At 39.2% G+C, this 22,625-nt stretch carries 20 protein-coding genes; 14 read left to right on the top strand and 6 right to left on the bottom strand.

Annotated features, from left to right (window positions below; genetic code table 11):
* From QWY93_RS06515 to QWY93_RS06505, 3 genes are all read left to right on the top strand, one after another.
* The gene (locus tag QWY93_RS06515; RefSeq protein WP_290247363.1) at positions 1–798 is read left to right on the top strand and encodes an inositol monophosphatase family protein; all 798 of its coding nucleotides are present in this window, start codon (positions 1–3) and stop codon (positions 796–798) included.
* A gap of 257 nt (positions 799–1,055) precedes the next feature.
* The gene (locus tag QWY93_RS06510; RefSeq protein ID WP_290247362.1) at positions 1,056–1,670 is read left to right on the top strand and encodes an NADPH-dependent F420 reductase; all 615 of its coding nucleotides are present in this window, start codon (positions 1,056–1,058) and stop codon (positions 1,668–1,670) included.
* Between the two features lie 174 nt (positions 1,671–1,844).
* Positions 1,845–4,853, top strand: a complete 3,009-nt coding sequence (locus QWY93_RS06505) for an AsmA-like C-terminal region-containing protein (protein ID WP_290247361.1) — start codon at positions 1,845–1,847, stop codon at positions 4,851–4,853.
* A 17-nt stretch (positions 4,854–4,870) separates the two neighbouring features.
* On the opposite strand, the gene QWY93_RS06500 is transcribed toward QWY93_RS06505, so the two are convergent.
* Positions 4,871–5,776, bottom strand: a complete 906-nt coding sequence (locus tag QWY93_RS06500) for an AEC family transporter (RefSeq protein ID WP_290247360.1) — start codon at positions 5,774–5,776, stop codon at positions 4,871–4,873.
* A 250-nt stretch (positions 5,777–6,026) separates the two neighbouring features.
* On the opposite strand from QWY93_RS06500, the gene QWY93_RS06495 reads away from it, so the two are divergent.
* Positions 6,027–6,254, top strand: coding sequence for a hypothetical protein (locus QWY93_RS06495; RefSeq protein ID WP_290247359.1), 228 nt, complete (start codon positions 6,027–6,029; stop codon positions 6,252–6,254).
* On the opposite strand, the gene QWY93_RS06490 is transcribed toward QWY93_RS06495, so the two are convergent.
* Entirely contained in the window at positions 6,255–6,629 is a 375-nt protein-coding gene (locus tag QWY93_RS06490) for a UDP-glucuronosyltransferase (protein ID WP_290247358.1), read from the bottom strand.
* 400 nt (positions 6,630–7,029) lie between these two features.
* Here QWY93_RS06490 and glyA point away from each other — a divergent pair, with 400 nt between their 5' ends.
* From glyA to rpiB, 3 genes are read left to right on the top strand one after another with little or no spacing between them, the layout of a single operon-like run.
* Complete coding sequence (gene glyA / locus QWY93_RS06485; protein ID WP_290247357.1) at positions 7,030–8,298, top strand: serine hydroxymethyltransferase; 1,269 nt, start codon at positions 7,030–7,032, stop codon at positions 8,296–8,298.
* 12 nt (positions 8,299–8,310) lie between these two features.
* On the top strand, positions 8,311–9,147 hold the full coding sequence (gene tatC / locus QWY93_RS06480) for a twin-arginine translocase subunit TatC (RefSeq protein ID WP_290247356.1): 837 nt from the start codon (positions 8,311–8,313) through the stop codon (positions 9,145–9,147).
* 19 nt (positions 9,148–9,166) lie between these two features.
* Positions 9,167–9,604 (top strand): ribose 5-phosphate isomerase B, encoded by a 438-nt coding sequence (gene rpiB / locus QWY93_RS06475; RefSeq protein WP_290247354.1) that lies wholly within the window; start codon positions 9,167–9,169, stop codon positions 9,602–9,604.
* 64 nt (positions 9,605–9,668) lie between these two features.
* On the opposite strand, the gene QWY93_RS06470 is transcribed toward rpiB, so the two are convergent.
* The 4 genes from QWY93_RS06470 to QWY93_RS06455 all read right to left on the bottom strand — a co-directional run bounded on the left by QWY93_RS06470 (position 9,669) and on the right by QWY93_RS06455 (position 13,900).
* Complete coding sequence (locus tag QWY93_RS06470; protein WP_290247353.1) at positions 9,669–10,097, bottom strand: outer membrane insertion C- signal; 429 nt, start codon at positions 10,095–10,097, stop codon at positions 9,669–9,671.
* Positions 10,098–10,182: 85 nt separating this feature from the next.
* Positions 10,183–11,232, bottom strand: coding sequence for an oxidoreductase (locus tag QWY93_RS06465; protein ID WP_290247352.1), 1,050 nt, complete (start codon positions 11,230–11,232; stop codon positions 10,183–10,185).
* A 260-nt stretch (positions 11,233–11,492) separates the two neighbouring features.
* Positions 11,493–12,191 carry a response regulator transcription factor gene (locus QWY93_RS06460; protein WP_290247350.1) on the bottom strand — a complete coding sequence of 233 codons (699 nt, stop codon included), beginning with the start codon at positions 12,189–12,191 and terminating at the stop codon, positions 11,493–11,495.
* Positions 12,188–13,900 (bottom strand): sensor histidine kinase, encoded by a 1,713-nt coding sequence (locus tag QWY93_RS06455; protein WP_290247349.1) that lies wholly within the window; start codon positions 13,898–13,900, stop codon positions 12,188–12,190. The genes QWY93_RS06460 and QWY93_RS06455 overlap by 4 nt, the downstream gene beginning before the upstream one ends.
* Before the next feature lie 361 nt (positions 13,901–14,261).
* Here QWY93_RS06455 and lysA point away from each other — a divergent pair, with 361 nt between their 5' ends.
* The 7 genes from lysA (at position 14,262) to QWY93_RS06420 (ending at position 22,537) form a co-directional block, all read left to right on the top strand.
* A complete protein-coding gene (gene lysA / locus QWY93_RS06450) occupies positions 14,262–15,494 on the top strand; it encodes a diaminopimelate decarboxylase (protein WP_290247348.1) in 1,233 nt (410 codons plus the stop codon).
* 1,059 nt (positions 15,495–16,553) lie between these two features.
* Entirely contained in the window at positions 16,554–18,287 is a 1,734-nt protein-coding gene (locus tag QWY93_RS06445) for a T9SS type B sorting domain-containing protein (protein ID WP_290247347.1), read from the top strand.
* A 3-nt stretch (positions 18,288–18,290) separates the two neighbouring features.
* The gene (locus tag QWY93_RS06440) at positions 18,291–19,313 is read left to right on the top strand and encodes a PorP/SprF family type IX secretion system membrane protein (RefSeq protein WP_290247346.1); all 1,023 of its coding nucleotides are present in this window, start codon (positions 18,291–18,293) and stop codon (positions 19,311–19,313) included.
* 169 nt (positions 19,314–19,482) lie between these two features.
* A complete protein-coding gene (gene gltX, locus QWY93_RS06435) occupies positions 19,483–21,024 on the top strand; it encodes a glutamate--tRNA ligase (RefSeq protein ID WP_290248832.1) in 1,542 nt (513 codons plus the stop codon).
* A gap of 71 nt (positions 21,025–21,095) precedes the next feature.
* On the top strand, positions 21,096–21,299 hold the full coding sequence (locus QWY93_RS06430; protein WP_290247345.1) for a hypothetical protein: 204 nt from the start codon (positions 21,096–21,098) through the stop codon (positions 21,297–21,299).
* A gap of 106 nt (positions 21,300–21,405) precedes the next feature.
* Positions 21,406–22,062 carry a porin family protein gene (locus tag QWY93_RS06425; protein ID WP_435380195.1) on the top strand — a complete coding sequence of 219 codons (657 nt, stop codon included), beginning with the start codon at positions 21,406–21,408 and terminating at the stop codon, positions 22,060–22,062.
* Positions 22,063–22,171: 109 nt separating this feature from the next.
* Positions 22,172–22,537: a hypothetical protein gene (locus QWY93_RS06420; RefSeq protein ID WP_290247343.1), complete on the top strand. Its 366-nt coding sequence runs from the start codon at positions 22,172–22,174 to the stop codon at positions 22,535–22,537.
* The last annotated feature ends 88 nt before the right edge of the window (positions 22,538–22,625 follow it).

Raw genomic sequence — 22,625 nt, 5'->3', positions numbered from 1 at the left:
ATGGATTTGAAGGAGATTTTAAGTAAAACAATAGACGTTGCCAAACAAGCAGGTGGTTTTATCAGACGGGAAAGACATAATTTTGACCTGCAGGATGTGGAACATAAAGGCTTCAATGATATGGTCTCTTATGTGGACAAAGAAGCTGAGAAGATGATAGTTTCCTGTTTGACCAAAATATTGCCAGAAGCGGGGTTTATCACAGAGGAGGGAACAAAAAACTTCCAAAAAGAAAAATACAATTGGATTGTGGATCCTCTGGATGGTACCACTAATTTTGTTCACGGTATCCCAGTGTTTTCAGTAAGCATTGCCCTCCAGAAAGAGGAGGAAGTAATCCTCGGCGTAGTTTATGAAGTAAATAGAAGCGAATGCTTTTATGCGACAAAAGGAGGGGGAGCATTTTGCAACGATACCCCCATCAGAGTTAGTGGTGCTGAAAACCTTGGGGACAGCTTGATTGCCACCGGATTTCCCTACAATAATTTCGAAAAAGTCGATGACTATTTGGATATTCTCAAAAGTTTGATGAAACAGACCCATGGATTGAGAAGGTTGGGAAGCGCAGCTGTTGATTTGTGTTATGTAGCTTGTGGCCGGGTGGATGGATATTTCGAATATAATCTTAACTCTTATGATGTTGCAGGTGGGGCGATCATTGTTCAGGAAGCAGGAGGTAAAGTGACTGATTTTAAGAATGGGCAGGACTATATATTTGGCAGGGAAATTATTGCTTCCAATCCTCATGTTTTTAAGGGGCTTTATCAAGAAATTAATAAGGCATGGAAGCCTAAATAAGCCAATACATTTTATGTTCAAAAATTAGATGTTTGCATTTACAATAATGCTATAAAAGTTTCGTTTAAATAATACATCAGCGAAATTTTGGTTAATGTATTATAATTTCCTAATTTTCAGTTGATTGTAGGGGAGGTAAACTTAACTGACAATAATCACCCATTCGTTTTATTTTCTTATAATCCTGATTTCAGAAATTGAAACTTCTGTAGTTAAGTTTATTGGTATATTCTTGTAAAAAATTATAAATAAACGAAATGACATTAGGAATAATTGGAGGAACAAAACTTTCAACAACCTTGGGGAATAAATATCTATCCCGTGGTTTAGGAGTGGTGTTCGGAGTGAGAGAAGAATTTGCTCCTAAGCAAATAGAGTGGAAAATCCTAAAAATGCAGGAGGACAAAGTTTTTGGCTATTGTCAAGCCATGGAAAAGGCTGATATGGTGTTGGTTTGCTGTGAAAATGAATTTTTACCCTTGGTATGTGAGTGCCTGGAACAGTATAAGGATAGCGGAAAGATAATAATTGACTGCACCAATGGGCAATATAAGCCTGAATTGGGCTGCAATACCTGCTATATTCAAAAAACTACAGGATATAAAAAGCTGTTTAAAGCATTTAATAATTTGGGTTTGGATTACCCTAATTCAGATCCCTTGGAATTGGTGAAGGAGACCTATTTTTGTGGTGACCCGGGGGAGGATAAATTAAAGGTAAAAAAGCTTATTGAATTAGTAGGTTTTAAAGCCATTGATGCTGGAAAATTGGAAAATGCACCTTTATTGGAAGCCTTTTATCATTTGAGAAAACAAATCTCCCAACAAAAGCAGGAGAATATAGATTACCATTTTAAACTAATGTCAGTTTGAGCTTTCCTCAGCTGGGGAAAGCAAAAAGAAAATATTTTTTTGCCTGCGTGGAGTCATTCGATATTGTTAAAGGAAAATTTTAACTTGTCGAAGTAAATTTTGTAAATTTCCACCCGACAATTTTTATCAATGTGGCCAAATTAGGCCTGGTCGGGAATATAAACTAAATCAGTTATGAAAAGACTCCTATCCATCTTGTTAGCTGTATTGGCTATTTTTATCATTATTTTATTTACTGTCCCCATTATTTTTAAAGACAAGATCGTCGCTCGGATTGATCAGGAAATTGATAAATCCGTTAATGCAAAGGTCCATTATGACTTAGATAAAGTTAGCCTAAGTTCCTTTAAGCGGTTCCCTTCCATTTCTGCAACTGTGGCTGATTTCGGGATTAGTGGAAATGCCCCTTTTGAACAGGATACACTACTTAGTGTGGATCAATTTCAAGTGGATCTAAACCTTTGGTCAGTAATATTTAATGAATATCCGGAATTAACCGGGCTGCATCTCAAAGGAGGGAACGTTTATATCAAAGTTTTAGAGGATGGTACGGCCAATTATGACATTGCCGTATCTGATGGAAAGGAAGAAATTCCCGAGGAGCCTTCTGCATTTAAACTTGGAATTGATCTTATCGAAGTAGAAGATGTCAACTTTATATATGATGACCGTCAGATGAAATTTTTTATGGCTTTGGCGGATTTCGATATGACGGGAAGTGGAGATTTTACACTGGATGTTTATGATCTTTTGGCAGATGTTGAAACCCAAATTATCCGCCTGGATTACGAAGATGTCAATTACCTGACGCAAAAGAAATTCACCGCTGATACCGAAATCCAAGTGGATTTGAAAAATATGAAATTTGGCCTGGCTAGGGGTGAGTTTGGGTTAAATGAATTTCTTTTTGGGCTTGACGGCTTTATTGCCATGCCAGATGAGGGAATGAATATGGATTTTACTTTTGAAGGAAAAGACAATGAATTCAAAAGTATCCTATCATTGGTACCCGGAATTTTTACTGAGTCCTTTGCTGAATTGGAAACCTCTGGTCGAATGGATTTTGGAGGCTTTGTCAAGGGGACTTATCAAGAGAAACAAATCCCCCAATTTGATATTAACCTTAGGGTGGAGCAAGGAATGTTTCAATATCCCGACCTTCCCCAACCTGTAAAAAATGTCAACCTTGATTTGGAAGTTAAAAACAGCAGTGGAAATCTGGATCTCACCCAGGTTAATATTCCGGAATTTAGCCTTCAGGTTGGATCCAATCCAATATCTGGCAGGTTCCTTCTTGAGGATTTGGTGAGTTATAAAATGGATGGCCAACTGAAAGGGCAATTAAATCTGGAAGAGCTTACCTCTATTTTCCCATTAGAAGGCATGGATATGAAAGGCATGTTGGATGTCGATGCCAAAGCCAAGGGAAAATATGATAGTGTAGCCAAAGTAATTCCAGCTATTGATGCCAAAATAAGTTTGAACAATGGATATGTAAAAAGTGAGGATTACCCAGCCCCCATTGACCAGCTCCATGGAAAGGCAAGCATTACAAATTCTTCGGGCCAAATGAAGGATTTTTTGGTGGACCTTTCATCCTTTGGATTTGAACTGGAGGGGGAAAAAGTTGAAGGGAACCTGAAAATTCAGGATTTTGATCAGTTAAATTGGGATGCAGTTATCCATGGATCTGCAGATTTAGGGAAAATTTTGACCATTTTGCCGATGGAAAATGTCATCATGGAAGGTAAGGTACGTGCTGACATAGATAGTAAGGGGAATTACAAGGTGGTTGAGGCTAAGCAATATGGACAATTGGATACGCGTGGGGAAGTAGAATTAGTTGATTTTTATTATACAGATGCTGATTTGCCTCAAGGAGTGAGGATCAACAAGGCATTGGGGGATTTCTCCCCTGAGCAGGTTAATTTGATAGAATTTGATGCAAGGCTAGGGGAAAGTCCTGTGAAGGCTAAGGGAAGTCTTAGTAATTACATGAGTTACCTATTTGAGGAAAAAGGAACCCTTAGCGGAAATCTGGACATCAATTCTTCCCATTTTAATGTGAATGAATGGATGACTGAAAGCTCTGCCACCGAAACCGATACCACAGAACTGAGTCTTATAGAGTTGCCCCGAAATATTGATTTTACCATGACCGTGCAGGCGGATGAGGTGTTTTATGATAATTTGGTTTTCACCAACACACGAGGTGTTCTGATTTTGGATGACGGCATATTGACTTTTAAGGATGCAGCTTTGAATACTCTGGGCGGGCAAATGACCCTCAATGGCTCCTATAATACCCAAGATATCCAAACGCCCCTTTTTGATTTGAATTTTAATGTGCAGTCGCTTAGCATTCAGAAAGCTTTTCAATCTTTTAATATTATCAAGGCCTTTGCGCCCCTGGCAGTCAATATGGATGGGGAATTTAATACCGATTTTAGGCTTTCCGGTATCCTTGGGCAAGATATGATGCCGATTTTATCTTCATTGGATGGAAGGGGACTTATAAAAGTAGCAGAGGCGGCATTAAAGGGAAGCAAAATAGTGGAAGGTATTACAAGTCTAACAAAATTAAAAGAGGGTAATACATTGCAATTCAAAAACCTCAACCTGACCGCAGAGATCAAAGAAGGAATGCTGAATGTTAAACCTTTTGATGTCAAATTATGGGATTATAAGGCTCAGGTTCAGGGAAGCACAGGTTTTGATGGCAGTATCAATTATTTGGTGCATATGGAAGTGCCTGCCAAAAAATTTGGAAGTACAGCCAATAATATTCTTTCCAATTTAGAAGGAACCTCTGCTGATGAAGAAACCATGATTCCTGTGGCTTTCAACTTGGGTGGAACCTACCAAAAGCCAAAAATCAGTTTGGCAGGGGAAAGCAGCATGGAGTCTCTTCTGACCAATACGCTTAAAGCCAAGGCAGGTGATGAAAAAGAAAAAATCAAAGAGGAACTTACCGAACAATTCAAGGCAAGGGAAGACAGTGTCAAACAAGAATTGAAGCAAAAGGCAGAGGTGGCAAAAGACAGTGCTAAAAAAGAAGCTGAGAAGGTGGTCGATAAAGCAAAAGATAAAGCAGTAGATGAAGTGAAGAATCTTTTCAAAGGGGCTTTTGGTACAAAATCCAAATCTTCCTCGGATACTGCCAAATCCGGCGGCTCTGAATAAAAGGTACTAATATAATTTTAAGCCAAAAGAGCATACCAGGCCAATAAGGTGATAAAGGATAATGGTATTCCTATTCCTACAAGTAAAGAGGCCAGTTTGGGGTTCAGGTCGTGGTTGATGGCAATGACCGAACCAGTAATCATGGGAGCCATGGCTGCCTCCATGACACTTACTTTGTAAAGAAGATCGTTGGGGTCAAAAAGGAACCTGAAAACCAGGAAAATAAACCCCGGAATTAAAATCAATTTGTATCCTAACCCATACCATAAATAGCGGTAGGATAGTGTGGACGCGTTGATTTTCACCTGTAATCCTACAGAAATCAGTGCCACAGGGGTCAAAGTCACCGCAAAACTTTCCAGGATTTCGTGGGGCATTCCTTGAAATTCCATTTGGAAAAAATTCATGACCAGGGCAAGGATAAAAAACAGGAATGGAGGGAAGGTCAGGATTTTTTTTGTGACATCACGTTTCCTTTTTCTTTCATGGCCGAACAAGGAAGCAACAATAATGGCAATGCTGCTTACAATAATAAATGAACCTGCTTGATCAATAAGCAAGGCTATTTTTAGTCCTTCTCCTCCAAAAAGAGCCTCAATAACAGGGAAACCTATAAAGGAAGTGTTGGCAAGCCCGGAGACAATGACTAGACAACCTGTGGTGGATTTTTCCCAAGAAAAGTTTCTGCCCAACCATCCAAAAATTAACCAGGAAAGCCCAAAGCTAATCCAGGCAGATATTACAGGAAGCAATAAATGGGGGTTTAAGTCCATATTGGGAATATGCATCAAGGCCAAAGCAGGCAATACAATATAAATTAGGTAAGTATTGAGGGCTTTGGGAGCATTTTCAGGCATGTCTTTAACGTGCTGAAGCAATATGCCTATGATCAAACATAGAATTACTAGGACAAGGTTGGTCATATTGTGGAGGGGAAATCCTTCAAATTTTAAATCAAGACAAATTTGCTGGTTATTTTTGGCTTATTAAAGAATTTGGAAGGAACTATGAGGGATAATCATTGGCGGCAGGAAAAAATAATGTATTAGCTTGACTTTTTTCCAAAGTTCTGGTCTGTTTTTTGTGTAGTTAATTAACATAAACGTAATTTGCTTGATATCAATAATTTGAAACTGATTTGTTTAATTTGAATAAGTACCAAATTGCCCTACCATGAATAAACTTGTTCCCATTCTAATTGATAATAAACAAATGATCCAATTGTCCCAGCTTACTTTGGATCAAGCCAATGATCTAAGAAGTTTTTTGCCTGTTTCCAGTATTAAAAAAATGACCTATAGGGGTATGGAGCTTCATGACTGCATTGAGTTTGAAACTTATAAATACTGGCTTCAATCCCATGAGGTCGAGGAGGAGACATCCACCATTTGGGATATTTAATTATAACATTCCAAAGTTTTTTCTTTTTTCATCAAAATAATCCCCCAATTGCGGATAAAGATTACTTTTTGCTTCCGGTATACCGGAAATGGTAAGATTCACATCCCCTTTGTTTTTTAAATCAATTACCTCCAGGGTTTCAATTAAAAATATTAAGTTTTGTAAGGTTAAAGGTTTGCTTGATTTTTCAGGGTTGGTTTTGAATTCATTTCCATAAAAATCTACCACCTCGTAGAATATTTCCCCATCTAGTGTTGCTGCATAAATACTGATTTCTTCACCCCATTGGCTTTCAGGATAGGAAAGTTTGGCGATTAAGGCGGATGGTCCCGTTCCATCAAAATACGTTTTGGGTGAGTAATTAAAATCAATCATGACGCAAAAATAAAAGATATAAGGGAGGAATGATAATTTGGTGATGGTTAAAGATAATCCTAATTCCTCCAGCAATTCGACCTATGCAAGGTCGGATGCCCAATATTTTTGGATTTGTAATTCTGAAAATGGCCTAGGTTTGATCTTTCCAATATTAAATTTTAAAAATTCATTATTATATATTCCTTATCCATATCTCAAATGAAGGGAATATAATTGTAAAGGAATGGGATTCTGCGGTTTTGAAGCAAGCAATTTCTTAATCAATTGGATAATACATTGATTAGAACTAATTTTGGGCATTCAAAATTCAACCTGCTCCCAGTTGAATCAATGGTATTGGGAAATAGTTGAACAAAAAGTGGCCATCTGCAAAGACCAAAAAATCAATACAATATAAATGAAAAGAGACCAGGTAGTATTTGACCTTATACAAAAAGAGGAAGATCGTCAGAAAAGAGGTATCGAGTTGATCGCCTCTGAGAATTTTACCAGCAAACAGGTAATGGAAGCAGCCGGTAGCGTATTGACCAACAAATATGCAGAAGGCCTTCCCACAAAAAGATATTACGGAGGTTGTGAAGTAGTTGATGAAATAGAGCAAATTGCCATTGATCGAGCCAAAGAATTATTTGGTGCCACTTGGGCCAATGTACAGCCCCACTCAGGAGCCCAGGCCAATGCAGCGGTATTTTTAGCCTGCCTAAAACCAGGTGATGCTATTTTGGGTTTTGATCTTTCGCATGGTGGTCACCTGACCCATGGATCTCCAGTAAACTTTTCCGGAAAAAATTATAAGCCTCATTTTTACGGGGTAGATGAAGAAACCGGCGTGGTGAACATGGATAAAGTGGCTGAAAAAGCAAAAGAAGTTCAACCAAAGCTGATCATTTGCGGTGCATCTGCCTATAGCCGGGACTGGGATTATGAGAGGTTCAGGGAGATTGCAGATGAAGTAGGAGCCCTTTTGCTGGCTGATATTGCTCACCCTGCGGGTTTGATTGCTAGAGGCTTGCTGAGGGATCCGTTGGAATATTGCCATATCGTTACTACTACCACCCACAAGACCCTAAGAGGTACCCGTGGGGGACTGATCATGATGAGGGGCGACTTTGATAATCCATTTGGAATTAAAACTCCAAAAGGACAGTTGAGAAAAATGTCCAGTTTGTTGGATTCTGCAGTTTTCCCAGGTATGCAAGGTGGGCCATTAGAACATATCATTGCGGCAAAAGCGATTGCTTTTCAGGAAGCTTTGTCTGACGAATATATGGAATATGTACTTCAGGTAAAGAAAAATGCAGCTGTAATGGCAGAAGCTTTTGTGGAAAAGGGATATAAGTTGATTTCAGGTGGTACCGACAACCATTTGATGTTGATAGATCTTAGGAACAAAGACCTTTCCGGAAAGGTGGCAGAGGAAACCCTAGGAAAAGTAGACATTACCATCAATAAAAATATGGTTCCTTTTGATACCCGTTCACCATTTGTAACCTCTGGAATGCGTATTGGTACTGCAGCCATCACCACCAGAGGCTTGAAGGAGGATGATATGAAAAAGATTGTGGAACTGATTGACAGGACCTTGATGAATCATGAGGATGAATCTGCCCTGGCCTCCATCAAAAATGAAGTCAATGAGTGGATGGTTCAGTTTCCATTGTATTAAAAATTAAATGAAGTGGCATTAGATCAATATCGGGAAGAAGAGGAAGAAGGGATGTCTTTTCTGGACCATTTGGAGCAGTTGCGTTGGCATTTGCTCCGGTCCATTGCAGCAGTGATGATATTTTCAGTTTTGGCTTTTTTGGCCAAAAATCTGGTCTTTGGGAAGGTGATTTTGGGGCCATCAAGGGTGGATTTCTTCACTTACCGGATGTTTTGCAAATTATCAGCCTATTTTGACCTTCCGGCATTATGCATTGATGAGCTTCCTTTTATCCTCCAAAGCCGGCAGATGACCGGGCAATTTTCCATGCACATGACTTCTAGTTTGGTAGTGGGGGTAATTGTTGCCTTTCCCTATGTGTTTTGGGAAGTTTGGAGGTTTATCAGTCCCGGGCTGTATGATCAGGAAAGGAAAGCAGCGTCAGGAGCTGTATTCTTTGTGAGCTTGCTGTTCTTTATGGGGGCGGCTTTTGGATATTTCCTATTAGCGCCCTTATCCATTAATTTCCTGTCCAATTACCGTTTGGATATGTCTATTTCTAACGAATTTGACATTACTTCTTATATTTCTACCTTGAGCATGTTGGTGCTTGCCTCAGCGGTAATGTTCCAATTGCCCGTGGTAATTTACTTCCTTTCCAGATCTGGTTTGGTCAATTCTGCTATGCTCAAAGCCTACAGAAGGCATGCAATTGTTACTATTCTGGTTCTTTCTGCGGTGATCACCCCTCCGGATGTGATCAGCCAGATATTGATAGCCATGCCCATATTGGTCTTGTATGAAACAGGGATAATAATAGCCAAGAGGCTGGAAAGAAAGCGAAGGAAAGAAACTTTAGAAGAAAATTAAACATTACACCAAAAATATCATGTCAAAAAAAATAGCCATTGGAGGAGATCATGCCGGTTTTCATTACAAGCAAAAATTGATCGATTATCTTACAGTAGCAGGATATGAAGTCAAGGATTTTGGGCCGGATTCTGATGCATCCGTTGATTACCCTGATTATGTACATCCTTTGTGCAGGGCAATCGAGGAAGGAGAATATGAAAAAGGAATCGTAGTATGTGGAAGTGGAAATGGTGTTGCTATTACTGCTAATAAACACCAGGGAATCAGGGCGGCCATTTGTTGGCAGGAAGACCTTGCTGCTTTGGCCAGGCAACACAATGATGCCAATGTCATTGCTGTTCCTGCCAGATTTGTCCAATATGATCTGGCGATGCAAATGGTGGATACCTTCCTTAATACTGAATTTGAAGGTGGAAGGCATGCCAATCGGGTAAATAAGATTGCTTGTAAATAAAAAGTGATTTTCGATCATTAAAAAAGCTTGGCCTTATATTAGGGCCAAGCTTTTTTTGTTTCAATTATCTGAAAGTGTATTTAAGGCCTAATCCTGCTCTAAAATAATTATTTCTTTCCCCGGTTGGGAAGATAGGGCTAGCCTCTAACAAGAAGCCAAAATTTCGTGTGGTGGGAAAGGGTTTAACCAAAACCCCCAATGGAATACCCAGGTAGATATCATTATCATTTCCCTGATCATCTATTCCCAAATGAAAACCACTATAAAAATTGACTTCATCCTTTTGGACAAAATTATATCCAAAAGTACCTTCAACATCTACATCTCCTCCTGCAGATATTCTAGCCTCTCCAAACATTTTGTTATCGGGGTCACTTCCTATTGCCGCAAAGGTACCATCACTTAGTTGGTAAATGCCAGCACTGATTTGTGCCATGGCATTGGTATGCAAAAGTAGGAAGGCTGTCAAGAAAAAGATAAATAGCTTTTTCATAATATTAACATATTTGTTTCTTCCTCACTCTATCATACTGCAAACTCTTTGCCAATTATTATTTTGGGTAGAAATTTTCGTTTAGCTATTGGTCCAAAAACTCACTACTGAAGACTCTTCTTCCCTCTTGATTACTTTTTTGCGCTGCTTCTATGATTTTCATAGATAAAATAGCTTCTTCGGGCTTAACTTTAAGTTCTTCCTCCCCATTTATGGCTTTAGCAATGTTTTTATAATACCGGGTATAATCTCCAGGCAGGGTGGGGTAAGTATAGGATTCATTTTCCAGGAAAATTTTACCCCAATCCTCCTCTGCTTCCCTGCCCCAATCATGGGTTCCAGGTTGAATTCCGGCTTTAAAAGCGGCTTCCTGAATATCGAGCCCATATTTGCTATAGCTTCCTTTTTCACCTAAAATCAAAAATTTGGGCAAAGGGGCATTGAGCATGATGCTGGCAGTCAAACGTACTTTGAGGTTTCCATACATCATGGTTAGTTCAAAGAAATCATCAGCTTCTACACCTGATCTTTGGAGCAATATCTCTGCATATATCCAACTGGGCATACCAAATAATTGAATGGCCTGATCAATAAGGTGGGGGCCCAGATCATATAAAATGCCGCTTCCGGGTACTTTTTTCTCTCGCCAATTGGTTTTCGGCTTCGGGCGGAAACGGTCAAAATGGGATTCAAAATGAAGAATTCTTCCTAAAACCTTTTCCTCTAATAATTGTTTTACCGTCAGAAAATCCCCATCCCATCGGCGGTTTTGAAATACGGAAAGCACCAAGCCCTTACTCTTGGCCAATTTATCCAAAATTTCTGCTTCCTTTGAAGTAACTGTAATTGGTTTCTCCACTACAACATGTTTTCCTGCTTCCAGTGCTGCTTTGGCTTGTGGAAAGTGTTCTGCATTTGGTGTACATATGATAACCATTTGGATCTCAGATTGAATGAGCATTTCATCCAAGCTTCTGTAAATGGTAATATCAGGATATTTTTCTCTGGATTTTTCTCGGTTCCTCTCTACCACTGCTGTAAGTTCCAATAAAGGTTCGTGGTCAATCAATGGGGCATGGATGGATTCGCCAATTCTTCCATATCCTACTAGGCCGGTTTTTATTTTTGCAGTCATTTTTGGTTTTGGGTGAAAAATTAAAATGTAAATTCGATTTGATACAGAATTTTCTGGATATTGAAAATTTAGAGAGTCTAAATAAGATGGTGGCCCAGTGAGAAAGAAGCTATGAAGAGAATTTGTAAAATAGTAAGTGGAATTTAGGATTGTGTGGGAACAATTTAATGGTTCTCCGTCTGTTTCTCACACCACATTCTCAATTTCTATATCATTTGTACTTCCTTCTAAGGCTTAATATTCAACAAGAAATAGCTGTTTTATTCATCTTTGACCACCATTTTAAACCCCTCTCCATGAAGGGTGATAATCCGGACTTTAGGATCTGCTTTGAGGAGTTTTCTGATTTTGCTAAGGTAAACATCCATGCTCCGGGCATTGAAATAGCTGTCATCGCCCCAAATTTGTTTGAGTGCATAGCTTCTGTTGACCGGTTTGTTAAGCTCAGCAGCCAAAAGGCGGATCAATTCATTTTCCTTAGAGGTCAGTTTATGATTCCCGGAAGGTCCTTCCAACATTTGCTCATCGTAATGCAATACTAAATCTCCAAATGGATAATTTTTCAGAGGAGCTTGTGTGGAGTCCTCTTTTTGGGTTCGGCGAAGAATTGCTGCTATCCTCAGCAGCAATTCTTCCATGCTGAAAGGTTTTGTTATGTAATCATCGGCTCCAATTTTAAGGCCTTCTATGACATCATCTTTGAGGTTTTTTGCTGTCAGATAAATGATGGGAAGGTCTTCCTCCACTTTTTTGATGTCTTTTCCCAGGGTAAAGCCATCTTTTTTTGGCATCATGATGTCCAAAATGCAAAGGTCGAAATGGTCTTTTTTGAAGTTAGCCCAACCTTCTTCCCCATCCCTGCAAAGGAGGGTGTCATATCCTTTCATGGTTAGGTATTCCTGTAATATTTCTCCCAAATTGGGGTCGTCTTCCACGACTAAAAGTTTGGCTTTGCTCATTTTTTCCTGGGTAAGTTGATCGTAAATTTACTTCCTTTGTTTAATTCACTTTCTACGGAAATTTGTCCCTGATGTTCTTCAACCATGGTTTTAACATAAGCCAAGCCTAGTCCGAATCCTTTTACATCATGGACATTGCCTGTCGGAACTCTGTAGAATTTTTCAAAAATCTTTTTGACCGCATCTTTGGACATCCCGATGCCGTTGTCCTCAATGGTGAGGGTCATTTGCTCAGGGCTGTCTTCGGCTTTGATCACAATTTTTGGTTTTTCACGGGTATATTTATTGGCATTGTCCAACAAGTTGTTGATGATATTGGAAAGGTGAAAGGCATCTGCAACCAAATAAGGGTTCTGAATGTCTAGCTCTGTCTTTAAACTGCCTCCCCTTTTTTCCAATTGGAGGTCAAAATGCTTTTTAGCATCTTGGACCAATTGGACCATATTAACCTGTTCAAATTTCAGTTTAAAATCCTTTTTGTCCAAAGCGGCTGCCTGTAGCACCTTTTCTACCTGAGTGCCCAAGCGTTTGTTTTCATCCTTAATGATACCAAGATACCTTGATCTAAATGTGTCTTGGTTGATAAGTTCAGGGTCCTGTAATGCTTCGACAGCCAAACTGACTGTTGCAATGGGGGTCTTAAACTCATGGGTCATGTTATTGATAAAATCGTTTTTGGTTTCTGAAAGTTTCTTCTGCCTGATTATGACTTTGATGGCATATACAAAACATAAAATAATGATCAACAAAAAGATCAGTGAACTGGAAAGGGGTAACCAGATTTGCTGAAGTAAATAGGTGTTTTTTCCAGGGAAATTGATGATCATAAAATGATCTTCCCCCACCAAATCTCCAGGAAATAATTGGGCTTTGATTCCCTTTTTCTTGAATTCTTCGGGGTGAATAATGGTGTTGATACCTACCAAACTGTCATTCTGATGCATAATAGCCAATTCAAAGGCTTGGTTTATTCCCCTTTTCCGCAATTGGGACCGAACATCCCTTTTGACAAATGAGGTGTCCACCCTGTCAAAAATATTTTGTTTGGCCTCGGAGAGCAATTGGCTCATAACCACTTCCACAAGTTCTATTTTCATATTGGCCTTTACGATAGTTTCGGCTACATCCTTGGAAACATTATACTCCTCGACGATAAAGGCTTCTCTGTCCATCGAGTAATCCCGGGTTTGTGCAAAACTGTCCCTTTTGGCCACAAAGTCCAGGTAACGCTGTTTTTCCTGAAGGAAAATTTCCATTTCATCAGGAGTGAAAAGTTTACTGGCCACCGCCGGAGGCATGTCAAAATATTTCTGTATTTCCTGAAAATTTTGAGGTTTCCCACCTCTGGATGCAATGATCCGCTTAAAGGTCTGGGAAACTTGAGGCATGGGTTGGTTAAAAATGGAGTCTACCATGGAGGGCCTGCGGATGGCCACCTGTCTTCTTACATTTAACTGGATGGGCTCTATTTTCTGAAATAGGGATTTCTGTATGGTGCTATCTTTGGCAATGGCATTGAGGATGATGTCACTGGTTTCTCCTTTTTCCAATTTTTCAGCACTAGCTGCCAAAGCCTGGTAAACATTCTGCTCAAATCTCTCCTGATTGATTTGAAGGGCATTGGAAACCCAGTAATACTGGAAACCCACCAAACCCAAACATGCCAGGGACATGAGCAGGATAATGATTTTCATTTTGGACTTGGACATGATACAAATTTATGGCTTATCTTGGAGTATATCCGCCGCTTAACAATTTTTAACAGGGTAATACCTAGGTGTGTGAAATTCTGTTTGTTTATTAAGGGCAGAGGGATGTTTTGATTCTGTTAAATCAATTAAACTTTTCAAGTGGACTGAGGGTGATTGCTTTATTTAGGTGAAGATTTATTTTTAGTTTTGACAATTTAACCCTAAAAGAAGGCCCTTGGTTCATTGAGCTCTATTAATGGAGAAATTCGATTATACGTTGATTTTTTTGGTTTCTTGGAATAATCCAACTAAATCAACAGGAATGGGGTTCTGTTTTGCTAATCTTTTGATTATCTTTGGCCTCCAAATTTTAAGTCTCATGAAAGTCAACAATCAACAATATCGGATTCAAGGTGTACCGCTTTTGGATATTGCCAAGGAGCACGGAACCCCTGTTTACGTATACGACGGTCAAAAAATACAGGACCAGGTAGCCGCATTGAAAGAAGCATTTACATCTGTCAATATGAAAATAAAATATGCTACCAAAGCCCTTTCTAATATCAATATTCTGAAGTTGATGAAAAAGGCCGGCACCGGGGTGGATGCAGTTTCTGTGGAGGAAGTGAAGCTTTGTTTGCATGTTGGCTTTGAGCCGAGTGAGATTATGTACACTCCAAATAGTGTTTCCTTTGAAGAAATTCAGGAAGCTGTGAAGTTGGGTGTAATGATCAATATTGACAATATCCCTATGCTGGAACATTTTGGGACCCATTATGGAAACTCGGTGCCTATCTGCATCCGGCTTAACCCACATATTCTTGCAGGGGGAAATGCCAAAATATCTGTAGGACATATTGATAGTAAATTTGGAATTTCCATTTTGCAGTTAAAGCATGTCCTTAAAATTGTTGATGTTCATGATTTGCAGGTGATAGGCCTCCATGTCCATACCGGATCGGACATTTTGGATGCGGAAGTATTCCTGAAAGGAGCCGAGATCCTTTTTGATGCGGCTAAGGAATTTGGAGATCTTAAATTCCTTGATTTTGGCGGTGGATTTAAAGTAGGATATAAAGAGTCCGATATTACCACCGATATTATGGACGTAGGAAAAAAAGTATCGGTAGCATTTAAGGAGTTTTGCAAGGATTATGGCAGGGAACTGGAAATCTGGTTTGAACCCGGAAAGTTTTTGGTAAGTGAATGCGGGTACCTTTTGGTGCAAGCCAATGTCATCAAAGCAACCCCTGCTTCTACCTTTATAGGTGTTGATTCCGGATTGAATCACTTGATCAGACCCATGATGTATGATGCCTATCATGGGGTTGAAAATATTTCCAGAATAGAGGGGCCTGACAGGGTATATACCATTGTTGGTTATATCTGCGAAACAGATACTATTGCAGCAGACAGGAAATTGAAAGAAGTAAAAGAAGGAGATATATTGGCCATAAGAAATGCTGGTGCATATGGATATAGTATGGCCTCCAACTACAATTCCCGTCTTAGACCTGCTGAAGTATTGGTTTTGGATGGAAAAGCCCAATTGATTAGAAAAAGGGAGACCTTTGATGATATTCTCCGCCATCAAGTTGATATAGATATTTGATCTGAAAATTTGAGTTATAATGAAATAAGTGTTTGATTATTAAATAGATATGGTTATTTTTGATATCTAAGTTTGTGGCTAATCAAATGCCCTGATAGTAATATTTTATTTAAAGCCCAGAGCCAACTCTCTGGGCTTTTTTCTTTATATAATTTTTTTTTGGGTGTGCTTTTGTTGGTCTTTAAATCCATTTAAGCAGGGTGAATAATTTTTTCGGGGTTTATGACAGGTTCATTTTGGGGTGATCTGCAGAGGATATTTTTTAAGATTAAAGGGGAATTAATAATCTGGAGAGGTGAAGAAAATTTAACAAAACAGCATTCCGAAATTGGTGGAATTATTATAAGGTGGCCATCAAGTTAATTGAAACTACCTTGAAATGTCATGTGATTAAATTTTCCAAAAATGGCTAATCGGCTGTTTAACATTGGCATTATTGAATTTTTAGTCCTTCCCTGGCCTTTATTCTAAAGATTTTCTAATGACTCAGTTATGGGGTATTTGTTATTTAATCCCATATAATCATTTATTAAAACAGATTATTTATGCGCCCTGGTGAATTCTATGGGTGTCTTCAAAGTAAAATATTCTTTGGACAAAAGCATTTTTCACCATTACCGGGCTTTTTTAAATCTTGATTCAAGTTTGGCTTGAAATTCACCAAAAAAAATTAATAAAAACCAAAATTTTTTATACGGCACCTGAATGCAATTTGAATTCATAAAAAAGCCGAATAATATCACTTTTTTGAATATTGTAATATATCAATAAAAATTGAACTATTCTAAGTGAAACTTTTGAAGATTTATTTGGAAATTAGGTTTTGTAAATAGAATATTTATTTTGTTTATTTCTGTTCAAACGCCTATTTGAAATATATCATTTAGGTGTATATAAAATACGGAAAATAATATTCTAAATAACGAAATACAAAAAATCCATTTTATAACGCAAAAATTCAACTTTAAAAACTTCAAACAAGAAACAATTTTCCAAGTTTACATGAATAGTGCCTTTTTAAAAAATAGATTCCTTGTATTGATCCTTATTTGGGTCTTTATGCTGCCAATGGTTGTCCATGGCAGTGCTGGAGTGCCTATTTCTATTAAGGAGTCTGGAAAACTTGCACTATGTACCTATGAGGAAAAAGGGCATATCATCCTTTCAGTGGAAGGAGGGGTGGCGCCTTATAAATATGAATGGCCTTCTTTGAAGGAATATACTTCTACAGTAGAAAATTTGGATCCTGGTAAATATACCGTAATAGTTACCGACAGTCATGGAAATGAGGCTTCCAAGGAAATCCTAATTCAACCTCCCTATCCACTAATAGCCAGGATGGAGCAAATCCAACAATCCAGTTGTGGGGAAGCCAATGGTTCTGCGGAAGTGAAAATCCTGATGGGAAGGGGAGGTCCCTATAATGTTCAATGGAGTCATGGCTTGGAGGGGGAGCTTAAAGCAGGTCAACTAATGCCTGGCTCTTATGCTGTGAAAGTTAGTGATCAATACAATTGTTCCACCACGCTGAGCTTTGAAATCAAAGCCTCCAATACTTCTATGGAAATATTGAAATCGATTACCTCCAATTCCTGTGGGAAAAAAGATCAGGGGGCTATTTCACTGGAAATAAAAGGAGGGATCGCTCCATACCGATATAAATGGTCCAATGGTGCAACCTCCTCCTCAATTAACAATCTTCCTTCTGGGGATTATCAGGTGGAAGTTGTTGATGCGGAGGGATGTTCCATAAGCCAAAATTTTGAAGTTAAAAATTCTTCTGAATTAAATGTAACCCATCAAATTCAGGATTTGGCTTGTAATGGAGCAGCAAATGGATGGGCAAAATTGGACATTCAAGGAGGGGCTGCCCCATATCAAGTTCAATGGATGGATCAGGAAGGCCAGGGTGAACTTGAAAGGGATGGATTAAAACCCGGAACCTATACCGCAAAAATCACAGATGCCTCAGGTTGTACCCTGACCGATTCTTTTGTAATTCAAGAGCCCAAAGCGATGGAAATTTCATTGCAGTCAGCAGTGGAAATGGATTGTAATAGCGGTTTTGCTTCGGGTGAAGCATGGGTTTCCATTGAAGGAGGGGTTTCGCCTTATAAAATTTTCTGGGATAATGGCGCAGAAAATACCAGGGAAATTCAATTTTCTGAATCTCGGGAAATCAAAGTGTTGGTGGAGGACAGTAAAGGTTGCGTGGTTCAAAAATCTTTGAAAACCGATTTTCCATCCACTCAGGGAAGGGTCAATTTCCATTATTCTCAAAATAGTTTTATTGCCCCAGAAGAAATAGTTGTTAACCAACCTGTACAATTTGAAAGTATTTTGGCTGAGGATGTATTGACCTGGGAATGGGATTTTGGAGATGGAAGATCCAGTCAGGAAAGATCACCCAGTCATGTATATAAAAAGAAAGGATCCTTTGAGGTGATCTTAAGGGTACTGGATGCATATGGTTGTCAATCTGTTCATGCTAATACACTAGTTGTGGAAGACAGGGGGACAAAAATGAAAATTCCCAATGCTTTTTCCCCCAATGGGGACAAGTTGAACGATACATTCCTGCCCAAATACAAAAATATCAGCAGTTTTGAGATGTATATTTTCAATACTTGGGGAGAGTTGCTTTTTTCCTCCAAAGGTATGGATTCCCAAGGTTGGGATGGAATTTACCAAGGGGAAATAATGCCTGAAGGAAATTATGTGTACAAAATCAGTTATGCTGATTTGGACAATAAGGTTGTTCAAAAAAGTGGGATGCTGACCTTAATCAAGTAGTTTATGAAAAAATTGCTACTTATACTGACCTTGTTAATGACTGCATTTTCTGTAAAAGCGCAGGATATACAGTATTCCCAATTCTATGCGGCACCGCTTTATCTAAACCCCGCCATGACGGGGGCTACAGAATTAACCCGTGTTGGGGTAAATTACCGAAACCAATGGCCGGGTTTGAACCAGGACATTACATCTTATTCCGCTTATTTGGATCATTATTTTTTCGATGCCAATAGTGGAGTGGGCTTGTTATTTAATAGTAGCCAACAAAGTCAGCTTCAATTAAGTACCCAGGAAATTGGTCTTTCTTATGCTTATCGGCTTCAGTTGGGAAGGGCTTCCTACCTTCGGTTTGGGGGGCAGGCGAATTATGTTTCCAGGGATGCTTATTTCGGGGATTTGGTATTTGGATCCCAATTAGATGTGGACAATGACCAACCAATAGGTCCAAGTGGAGAATCCTTGGGAAATGGGAATAAGCATCAATTTTTGGATTACAATTTTGGGATGTTTTTCAATACCCAGTCGATTTGGCTGGGAATAGCAGGGCATCACCTAACACAACCACAGACGTCATTTGTGGAAGATAGTCGAAGCCGCCTACCCATGAAAATTTCAGCCCACGGGGGATTTCAGTGGGATTTGGCAGGAGGATCATTTTCAATGGCGTCTAACCGAACAATGAGTTTGGCCTTTAATTACAAGAAACAGGGAGCTTTTAACCAACTGGACCTGGGAACCCAAGTGAACTTGGATCCTGTGGTTCTGGGGGCCTGGTATCGGGGTATTCCGTTGGTAAAAAACGGAGTTATAAACGGAAAAGCCAACCATGAGTCTCTCATTGGTCTTTTGGGATTTTCCTTTGATAATGGTATTGAAGTTGGTTACAGTTATGACTTCACCATTTCACAGCTGAACCAAGCCCAATCAGGCGGAGCCCACGAAATTTCTTTCAGATATTCTTTTTTAGCGGGTAATGACCGGCTCAGGGGAAAGACAAGTTCCATGCCTTGCTTTAAATATTAGGCAAGGAGTTTGGCTATTCTTCTGTGTTTTTTATTTGTATAATTTTTAAAGGAAAGATAGAACCCCGCTTTCTATCTTTCCTTCTCTATCTTTTTTGTATCTTTGCTTTTTGAATTTCCGGTGGAAAATTCCGGTCAATTTTACCTTTACAAAGGATTAAATCAAAATGATGAACAAAGAAGTACGAGTACGTTTTGCCCCATCTCCAACTGGAGCCTTGCATATCGGTGGTGTCCGCACTGCCTTGTATAACTACCTATTTGCCAAAAAGCATGGCGGTAAATTTTTACTGAGAATAGAAGATACTGACCAAACTCGTTTCGTGCCGGGTGCTGAGGATTATATCCGGGAAACCCTGGATTGGGTGGGCATCCAACCGGATGAAAGTCCTTGGAACCAAGGGGAAAATGGGCCCTACAGGCAATCTGAGCGTAAAAACATTTATATGGAATATGCTTGGGACCTGATTGAAAAAGGCTATGCGTACTATGCTTTTGATACCCCTGATGAGCTGGATGCCATGAGGCAGAGGTTGACTGCAGCCAGGGTGGTATCTCCTCAATATAATGCCATTACCAGAACCCAGATGAAAAATTCCTTGACGCTACCTGAGGATGAGGTAAAAGAAAGATTGGCATCTGGAGAACCTTATGTGATCCGGTTAAAAGTTCCCAGAAAAGAAGAAATCAGGCTGAATGATATGATCAGAGGCTGGGTGATGGTTCACTCCAACACCTTGGATGATAAAGTTCTGATGAAATCAGATGGTATTCCTACATATCACCTGGCTAATATTGTCGATGATCATTTGATGGGAATTACCCATGTGATCCGTGGAGAGGAATGGCTTCCTTCTGCCCCCCTGCATGTATTGTTGTACCGATATTTGGGTTGGGAGGACAGCATGCCGCAGTTTGCCCATTTGCCTCTTTTGCTTAAGCCCGATGGAAACGGCAAATTGTCCAAAAGGGATGCTGAAAAGCATGGGTTCCCTATTTTTCCATTAAATTGGGAGGATCCCAAGACCGGTGAAATTTCTGAAGGATTTAAGGAACAAGGTTATTTGCCAGAGGCTTTTATCAATTTCTTGGCCTTTTTGGGCTGGAATCCCGGAGACCATCGGGAGATTTTTAATTTGGATGAATTGATTGAAGCATTTTCCGTGGAAAGAATTGGAAAATCAGGAACCAAGTTTGATATTAATAAAGCCAAATGGTTCAATGAACAATACCTGAAAGCCAAATCCAATCATGATCTTGCCCAATACCTGATGGAAGATTTGAAGAAGGAAGGGATTGATATTTTGCAGGCCAAAGCCGAAAAAATTGTCAATATCATGAAGGAAAGGGCTACTTTCCCTGGTGACCTTTGGAATGAAGGAAGGTTTTTGTTAATTGCTCCTACAGGCTTTGATCAAAAAATAGTCAGTAAGAAATGGAATGAGGATGTGGTTACAGTTCTTACCACCTTTAAAGAAAAATTAGAGCATTTTAAGGGGGAATTTACCCCAGATGCTGCCAAATCAATGTTGAGTGAATCGGCAGAAAGTAACGAAATTAAATTGGGTAAAGTGATGCAGGCGGTGAGACTTGCCGCCACAGGTGTAGGTGCTGGCCCTGACTTGATGGAGATATTTGTGATTATCGGTAAGGATGAACTAATCAAAAGGATTGATTTTGCGTTAAATAAATTAGAAGTTAAAGCAAAATAACAATAATTGAGGTACAGGCACTTTAATTTCTAGTGCCTGTACCAATCATCTAAAGGAAAGGACCAATAGTCATGGCAAAAAAATCTAAAAAAGAAGAGAACCCAAAAGTAAACCCTGAACTAGAAGGGTTTAAAATGAATATTAATTCTTTTGGAGAAATTTCAAGTTCTTTTTCCATCGACAAGATCAATGAGTTCCTCAACCAAAATGTAGAGGATAAAAAACTCAAAGACAGGAAAGACATGGAAGCCATCAAGAAGAGAAAGAAAAAGTAGTCCTGTAAAGGGACTATTTTTTATTCTTGCCTTTATATAATACCAGCTATTTTAAATTGACTATTTCTTGAACCAATTCATCAAAATCCATTTGTTTCCAGTTTTTTTGGGGGGTATTGCTTTGGGCTTGTTTTTGATTTCCCCTGCTGAAACCTATGCCCAAACTACCTTTGGAATTCGCGGGGGACTTTCTTATTCCGGTATGAAATACCGGCCCATACCCTCCTTGCCTTCCCAAAAAATTAGTGGAATAAAAGGCACGGAAATCTATGGGGTGGTCATTGAACATTTTTTTAAGGATCATGCCGGGGCGCAAATTGAGGCCCAGTACCTGACTACCGGCTACCAGGAATATAACGAGCAGGGAGACAGGAATGAAACCCAATTTGATTACCTTAAAATCCCATTGTTAGCCAATTTTTATTTTGGGAATACAGGCCGGTTTCATATTAAAATGGGGACCCATATTGGCAAATTGATTGATGCAAGGGATACCCACCGGGAATTTGAAACAGAAAATGAGGAAATTCCCATTATGCCTACCTATGGTCAACCGAGCGATGATCCCAAAAAATTGATGTACGGATTGACTGCTGGATTAGGGCTTTCCAAGGTTTTTGGAAAAAGTACCTTTCAGGCAGAAGCAAGAGCTTCTTATGAATTTGGCAGGCCAGAAGGTCAGGACAGAATATTTGACATGACGACTACCAACCTGGAATTTACATTGTCTTACCATTTTCAAATCCTGAAAAGAAAAGAATAAACTGGCAACTCTTACTACAGATAGGGATAGGAAGTAAACTTTTTTATAAGTTTTGGATTTTTTACCATTTAAAATGCGAGTCTTTGGAAAACTTTCTATATTTGCTGTTATGACTCAAAAAAGCAGAAATAAAAATTTGTTGAAAGAAAGGCTGACCATGCTGTTAGTGGTCTTTTTCTGCTTTTTTATATCCAATTCCACCTATTTTACTCCCATTCAGGGAGGGGGAAAAGATCAGATGGAAAAAAGCCAGGAGGCTGAATCATCTTCTTCCCAGGACCAAACTTTTTTGGATGTTGATGTTGATGCCGTTGTTCCATTTTCAATTGTATTGGAACAGGGTTGTTTACATCTTATTTATGAAACTATTGGGTTTAAAAATGTTGGAATTCAAGTACAAGCCCCTATGGCTCGGTACCCAAGTCATTTTTTAGAAATCCTTTTGGAGTGCATAATATCTCCCAACGCCCCATAATTTCTTTTTCATCTTAATTTTACCTCAACAGGCCCATCAGGTCTGGCTTATCTCTATTTATTGAATAAAATCAACTTTAAATCATATT

Source organism: Echinicola jeungdonensis, assembly GCF_030409905.1.
Lineage (GTDB): Bacteria > Bacteroidota > Bacteroidia > Cytophagales > Cyclobacteriaceae > Echinicola > Echinicola jeungdonensis.
This window is presented reverse-complemented; position numbering and strand designations above follow the sequence as displayed.